Source organism: Actinomycetota bacterium (genome assembly GCA_030776725.1).
Taxonomy (GTDB): Bacteria; Actinomycetota; Nitriliruptoria; order Nitriliruptorales; family JAHWKO01; genus JAHWKW01.
The window spans coordinates 1-6,645 of sequence record JALYHG010000253.1 but is presented as its reverse complement, the minus strand read 5'-3'; the positions used below and the strand labels follow the sequence as shown (position 1 = coordinate 6,645).

Sequence of the window (6,645 nt, the reverse complement as noted above, 5' to 3'; positions counted from 1 at the left end):
CCAACCGCCACCGGCCATCGGGGAGACGCAGCCGCTCGAGCGTCGCCATCTGGCCTCCGGCGTTGACCGCGACCAGTGCCCGGTCGCCGTCGGCGGTCCAGCGGTGCCAGGCCAGCACCGGCTGAGCATGGCCGGTGGTCACCTCCAGACGCTCGCGGTCCAGCGACGCCAGCGCCGGAACGTCGCGGCGCAACGCCAGCAGACGCCGGTAGCGGTCCTGGAGGGCGGCGTGCTGTTCCTCGTGCTTGCGTCCGTGGTCGAGGCGGGACCGTTCGAACGTCGCGGGGTCCTGGGGGTCGGGGGGCTCGCCCACCCAGGCGAAGGCTGCGAACTCCTCCTTCCGTCCCGCCCGTACCGCCTCGACCAGGTCCGCGTCGGTGTGGCTGACGAAGTACTGGAACGGGTTCGTCTCGCCGTACTCCTCCCCCATGAACAGCAACGGGACGAACGGCGACAGCACGACGCACGTGGCGGCGACCGCGAGCGCGTCCCACGGCACCAGCGCCGGCAGCCGCTCGCCGTCACGGCGGTTACCGACCTGGTCGTGGTTCTGGGCGCAGACCACGAACCGTTCCGCGGGGACCGCGGTTGGAGCCGCCCCGTGTCGTCGCCGGCGGTGCACCGACCGTTGACCGGTGAACACGAAACCGTCGCGGAGCGCCGCGGCCAGGTGACGGACGTCGCCGAAGTCGGCGTAGTACCCGGCTCGCTCGCCGGTCAGCAGCGCGTGCAGGGCGTGGTGGAAGTCGTCGCTCCACTGGGCGTCCAGCCCGTACCCGCCGAGCTCGTGTGGGCGGATCAGCCGCGGGTCGTTGAGGTCGCTCTCGGCGATCACCGCGATGCGGCGGTTGCGACGCTCGGCCAGGTCGTGGGCGGCACGTCCCAGCTCGTCGAGGATGTGCAACGCTGACCGGTCGAAGATCGCGTGGACCGCGTCGAGCCTCAGGCCGTCGACGTGGCAGTCGTCCAGCCAGTACAATGCGTTCTCGATGAAGTACCGCCGGACCTCGTCGCTCCAGGCGTCGTCGAAGTTGAGGGCCGGACCCCACGGCGTGCCGTAGCGGTCGGTGAAGTAGTGGGCGAAGTCGGCGTGGTAGGCGCCCTCGGGACCGAAGTGGTTGTACACAACGTCGAGGATGACGCCCAGGTCGCGTGCGTGGCAGGCATCGACGAAACGGCGGAACCCGTCGGGCCCGCCGTACGTCGACTCCGCCGCGAACGGCAGCACCCCGTCGTAGCCCCAGTTGCGTCCGCCCGGGAACTCCGCGATCGGCATCACCTCGACGGCGGTGATCCCCAGCTCGGCGAGCTCATCGAGGCGCTTGGCGGCGCTGTCGAACGTCCCAGAGTCGGTGTACGTCCCGATGTGCAGCTCGTAGATGACGAGGTCGCGCAGCGGCAGGCCGTGCCAGTGGTGGTCGCTCCAGGGGAAGTCCGCATCGACCACCGCGGAGGGGCCGTGCACGCCCTCGGGCTGGTAGCGCGATGCCGGGTCGGGGCGGACCACGTCGCCGTCGAGGCGGTACCGGTACCGGGTACCCGGGCCTGCGTCTTCGGCGACCGCACGGAAGTACCCGCGCGGCAGGGCCTGCATGGCGATCTGCCGGTCGTCGAGGAGCAGCTCGACCTGCGCGGCCTTGGACGCCCACACCAGGAACTCGGTGCGGTCGTCACTCGAAGACGTTGCGCCGAGCCGCGCTGTGCCGGTCACGTACGAGACTCGGTCCAACCCCCTTCGGACTCGGCTTTGAGCACGACCGTGCCGAGCGGAGGGATGGTGAGGTTGACGGCGTACGGCCGGCCGTGAACGGCGAACGGGGCGGTCTCCACGCCCCCGAGGTTGCCGATGCCGCTCCCGCCGTACTCGGCCGCGTCGCTGTTGAGGATCTCGCGCCAGAAACCGCTGCGAGGCACACCGACCAGGTAGTTGTGTCGGGGCACCGGGGTGAAGTTGCACGCCACGAGGATGATCTCGCGCGCTTCGCGGCTCTTGCGCAGGTAGGTGATGACGCTCTGCTGCCAGTCGGACGCGTCGACCCACTCCCAGCCGTCGGGATGGTTGTCGAGCTCGTGCAGCGCCGGCTCCTGTCGGTAGGCGGCGCCCAGGCTCTGGACCCAGCGGTGCACCCCATCGTGTTCGGGGTACTCCAGCAGGTGCCAGTCCAGGCTGGTCTCGTGGTTCCACTCGCGCCACTGAGCGATCTCGTCGCCCATGAACAGCAACTTCTTCCCGGGTGTCGTGTACATGTAGCCGTACAGCGCCCGGAGGTTGGCGAACCGCTGCCAGCGGTCGCCAGGCATCTTCTCGATCAGCGAGCCCTTGCCGTGGACGACCTCGTCGTGCGACAGCGGCAGGCAGTAGTTCTCGGTGAACGCGTAGATCCCGCGGAAGGTCAGCTGGTTGTGGTGCCACGCCCGGTGCACCGGATCCTGGCTGAAGTACTCGAGCGTGTCGTGCATCCACCCCATGTCCCACTTCATGCCGAACCCGAGACCACCGATGTAGGTCGGTCGCGACACCATCGGCCAGGCGGTGGATTCTTCGGCGATCGTCTGGACGTCGGGGAAGGCGGCGTAGATCTCACTGTTGAACCGGCGCAGGAAGTTGATCGCTTCGATGTTCTCGTTCCCGCCGTACTCGTTCGGGATCCACTCCCCCTCCCGCCGGGAGTAGTCCAGGTACAGCATCGACGCGACGGCGTCCACGCGGAGGCCGTCGAGGTGGTATCGGTCCAGCCAGAACATCGCGCTGGACATCAGGAAGCTGCGTACCTCCGCCCGGCCGTAGTTGAAGATGAAGCTGTTCCAGTCCGGGTGGATGCCCTGGCGGGGGTCGGCGTGCTCGTACAGGTGCGTCCCGTCGAAGTAGCCCAAGCCGTGCTCGTCCGTCGGGAAGTGCGACGGCACCCAGTCGAGGATCACACCGACGCCGTGCTGGTGGAGCGTGTCGACGAACGCCATGAAGTCCTGGGGGGTCCCGAACCGGCTGGTGGGCGCGAAGTACCCGGTCGTCTGGTAGCCCCAGGACCCGCCGAACGGGTACTCGGTGATCGGGAGCAGCTCCACGTGGGTGAACCCCATCTGCGTGCAGTACTCGGCGAGGGGCTCGGCGAGCTCCCGGTAGGACAGCGGCCGGTCACCCTCCTCGGGGCGGCGTCGCCAGGAACCGACGTGGAGCTCGTAGATGTTGATCGGGGCACCGAGGTCGTTGTGCTCGCTGCGGGTGCGCATCCACTCGTCGTCGGTCCAGGCGTAGTCCAGGTCCCACACCTTCGATGCCGTCTTCGGTGGCGTCTCGGTGTGGACGGCGTAGGGGTCGGCCTTGTCGGCCTGGTACCCGCCGTACCGCGACGCGACGTGGTACTTGTAGGCGTCGGCCTGCTGGACGCCGGGGATGAATCCTTCCCACACCCCTGAGCCGTGACGCTCCTGTAGCGGGTTCGCCCCGCGGTCCCAGCCGTTGAAGTCGCCGACCACCGCGACGTGTTCCGCGTTGGGCGCCCACACCGCGAAGGTGGCCCCTGCCTGCCCCTCGCTGGTCGCCAGGTGGGCGCCCAGCTTGTCGTAGAGCCGCAGGTGCGACCCTTCGTTGAACAGGTACAGGTCGTCGGCGGTGAGCCGCGACCAGGCCGGGGCGGGTGGCGCCGCAGGCGGGGCCGCGTCGGCCGCGGCATCGGGGGAGGCTGTGCCCTCGGCGATCGAGGCGGGGCCGTTCCCGGTGCCGTCGCGCCTGGTCGCTTCGGTCAGGTCGTGCTGCCTGTCACTGGCCATCGCTTGAGGTCCTTCCGGCCGAGCGTGCCTTGTTGATCCGTTCGACGGCGTCGACGACGCCGGGGAGGTCGTCGAGATCCTCCAGCCGGTGCCGCGCCCGGCGCCGCCAGTTGATCCGCTCATCGACGGTGCCCGGCGTGTTCTGTGGCTCGTCCTCCTGCCACAGATCCTCGACGTTGGCCAGGACGAGCCGCGCGTCGCTGGCACCCAGCCACTCCAGAAGCGCCTCCAGCACGGCCCCGGGGTCCTCGGTCCGATCCGGGCCGAGCCGGCCCTGGGCGTTGAGCAGTGCAGCGACCTCCGACCGCACCCTGGCACGGTCGTTGCGGTGGCGTCTCGCTTCGGCCTCGTCCAGGAGTCCCAGCTCCACACCGTCCTGCGCGTCGCGACCGTGCCACCACCGGGCGAACGGCGGCATGTCGTGGGTGTTGACGCTGGCGACGGTGTCGGCGGGGACCGGCGGGAGCACCGGGTCGGCGTCGGGATCCGCCTCGTACTGCACCACGTACATCCGTGCGACCCCGTGCGTGCTCAGCGCGTCGTCGACCTCGTCGGGGACGGTGCCCAGGTTCTCACCGATGACCCTCGAGCGGTGGCGGTGGCTCTCCAACAGCAGGACCGCGTACAGCTCGTCCGCGCGGTACCGCACGTACACGCCGTCGGACGTCTCCATCCCGTCGGGGACCCAGAACAGCCGGTGCAGGGCCATCACGTGGTCGAGGCGGAGCTCGTCCGCGAGCTCCAGGTGATGGCGGAGCACGTCCACCAGGTGGCGGTAGCCCGACGCGCGCAGGGCGTGTGGGTGCAGCGGCGGGAACCCCCAGTTCTGGCCGCCGGTGAAGATCCTGTCCGGGGGGGCTCCCGCCGACGCCCCGCGCGCGAACACCTCGCGGTGGCGCCACACGTCGTACCCGTCCGCGACCGTCCCGATCGGCAGGTCCAGGTAGGGGTGCTGTCCCGCCCGGCGCAGGTCGGTGGCCAGTGCGGCGACCTGCTCGCGGGCCAGCAGCTGGGCGTACAGGTGCATCCGTGCGACCGCGAGGTCGACCGTGTCGAGGTCGAGGTCCCCGTCGCGCGGGCCGGTGGGCCAGTCCCACCACGGCGAGCCGTACCGGGCCACGGCGCCGCGGAACAGCGCGTAGTCCTCGACCTGGGACCGTTGGGCGACGAGCCGCTCCAGGTCGCCGCGGCGGTCGCCGGGATCATCGAAGAAGCACCGCGACAACGCCGTGAGCACGTCGCGCTTGAGCCGGGCCAGGCGGCGGTAATCGACCAGTGAGGCACCGTGGAGGGCATCGCGTTCCGCGGCGAAGCGGTCGGAGCCGACCAGCGCCCGGGCCGCCTCGCAGCGGTCGAACTCCGGCGCGCGCGTGAGGTCGAGGTACAGCTCGTTCCAGAACAGGCGTGACACCGGACTGTAGGGGCTGGGGTCGTGGGGTTCCCCGGGACCTCCGAGGAAGACCGGCAGGAGAGGCAGCGTGCCCACCACCGCCCCGCCGCGGTCGGCGATCCACCGGGCGAACGACGCGAGGTCGGTGAGGTCGCCGGCGCCCCAGTCCCGGTCGGTCCGCAGCGCGTACAGCGGGAGGAACGCCCCCCAACCGTGCCCGCGGTCCTCGGGGTCGTAGGCGCGCGCTGGGGCGACGATCACCCTCCCCGCGGCGGTGGTTGCGCCCGTCTCGACCACCAGGTCGTGGTAGCCGTAGGGCACGTCGCGCAGGTCGAAGACGTGCGCCTGGTAGGTCACGCCGTCGAGCGTCTCGACCGCTTCCGGTGCCCTCCCCGCGGCCGTCTCCGACCACACGTACCGCTCCCCGGCTTCCAGCGTCAGCTCGAACGCCACGGGGTGATCGACAGCATCGGCGGGCAGGCGGACGTGGACGGGGACGACCGCGCCGCCGAACGCCGCCACGACCGGCTCCAGCGGCCGCGCCCATCGCTCGCGCAGCCCGGCCTTCAGGATCTCGGGGGCCTGTTGTGGCGACTCGATCGGGACGCGCAGCGCACGCAGGGCGGCCAGGATGCTGTCCGTGCCGGCGTGGCGCTCGCGCTCCCACGCATCCTCGTACGTGCGCTGGATCCCGTGCAGATCAGCCAGTGCGGCCAGCGGGTCGGCGTCGACCATCAGCTCTCCAGCAGCTGCAACGCGCCCTGCAGAGGGATGCGCACCCAGCTGGGGCGGTTGTTCAGCTCGTACCCGAGCTCGTACACCGCCTTCTCGAGGACGTAGGCCTCCAGCAGGGTCGACAGCTGCTCATGATCGGGAGGGACGAACGGGGCCTCGCCGACGGTGGTGAGGTAGGAGCGTAGGAACGCTGCGCTGACCCACACGTACCAGTACCGCGTCCAGTCTTCCAGGGCCTCGACCTGCTCGCTGGGCCCGGCCACCCCTCGTGCGATCTGCTCGAACAGCCCCGCGTACGCCGCGTAGTGGAACGAGCGCACCATGCCCGCGACGTCGCGGAGCGGCGATCGCTTCAACCGCCGCTCCCCCAGCGGCCGGGCCGGCTCTCCTTCGAAGTCGATGATCACGAAATCCCGTCCGGTGTGCAGCACCTGTCCCAGGTGGTAGTCGCCGTGGGTGCGGATGCGGACGGCGTCGAGTTTGCCTTGCGTGAGGGCCTGGAACCGGTCGAGGAGATCCTGCTCACGTTCGGCGAGCCGCTCGGCGTCACCGCGGCTGTCGGGTTCGATGACCTCCAACCGGCGCCGCAGCAGCTGGAACGTCTTGCGGGTCAGGGTCCGCATCGACTGGTACAGGGAACGCTGGTAGAGGGTCGTGAACGGTTCGGGGCCGAACGCCGCGTCGTCGGGAGCGGATGCCAGGGCCACGTGCAGCTCACCGGTGCGCTGACCGAGGAGCTCCGCCGACGG

At 70.4% G+C, this 6,645-nt stretch carries 4 protein-coding genes; all 4 read right to left on the bottom strand.

From position 1 onward, the window contains the following. Positions 1–1,711, bottom strand: a 1,711-nt coding sequence (gene treZ / locus M3N57_12300; protein MDP9023451.1) for a malto-oligosyltrehalose trehalohydrolase, incomplete at its 3' end; no start/stop codon positions are given. After that, on the bottom strand, positions 1,708–3,771 hold the full coding sequence (gene glgB, locus M3N57_12295; protein MDP9023450.1) for a 1,4-alpha-glucan branching protein GlgB: 2,064 nt from the start codon (positions 3,769–3,771) through the stop codon (positions 1,708–1,710). The genes treZ and glgB, both read right to left, overlap by 4 nt. After that, positions 3,761–5,896: a 4-alpha-glucanotransferase gene (gene malQ / locus M3N57_12290; GenBank protein MDP9023449.1), complete on the bottom strand. Its 2,136-nt coding sequence runs from the start codon at positions 5,894–5,896 to the stop codon at positions 3,761–3,763. Before malQ ends, glgB begins: the two co-directional genes overlap by 11 nt. After that, a partial coding sequence (locus tag M3N57_12285; protein ID MDP9023448.1) for a phosphotransferase occupies positions 5,896–6,645 on the bottom strand: 750 nt, incomplete at its 5' end. The genes malQ and M3N57_12285, both read right to left, overlap by 1 nt.

Excerpts from the sequence above, each read along its gene's own strand:
- glgB (MDP9023450.1), bottom strand. The coding sequence starts at position 3,771 with ATGGCCAGTGACAGGCAGCACGACCTGACCGAAGCGACCAGGCGCGAC.
- malQ (MDP9023449.1), bottom strand. The coding sequence starts at position 5,896 with ATGGTCGACGCCGACCCGCTGGCCGCACTGGCTGATCTGCACGGGATC.